This window comes from Salinarimonas soli (genome assembly GCF_008386575.1).
In the GTDB taxonomy this organism is placed as follows: Bacteria; Pseudomonadota; Alphaproteobacteria; order Rhizobiales; family Beijerinckiaceae; genus Salinarimonas_A; species Salinarimonas_A soli.
This window is the reverse complement of sequence record NZ_VUOA01000278.1, coordinates 1-205: the sequence shown is the minus strand read 5'-3', so window position 1 is coordinate 205 and position 205 is coordinate 1. Positions and strand designations below refer to the sequence as shown.

At 61.5% G+C, this 205-nt stretch carries 1 pseudogene; it reads right to left on the bottom strand.

The window, feature by feature from the left end:
• Window positions 1-144 (bottom strand): annotated as a pseudogene (locus tag F0L46_RS28015) (DUF4357 domain-containing protein); the annotation flags it as partial.
• Between the last annotated feature and the right edge of the window lie 61 nt (window positions 145-205).

Here is a 205-nt window from a genome sequence, read left to right as displayed (position 1 = left end):
CCTGCGGCCATCTGCATTCCGACCAGTGATCACCACCGCCGCCTCGGTGCTGCCGCGAAAGGCGACGTCCTCAGTGAACACGAGAAGGTTCGGATTCTCTCCAGGGCGCAGCACGCCACTGGAGACCAGGCGTTCTCGCGTTTGTTTATATCCGGCTGATGCATGACGCTAGTAACTGTCAGTGACCTGTGCCCGCGCCTGAGCG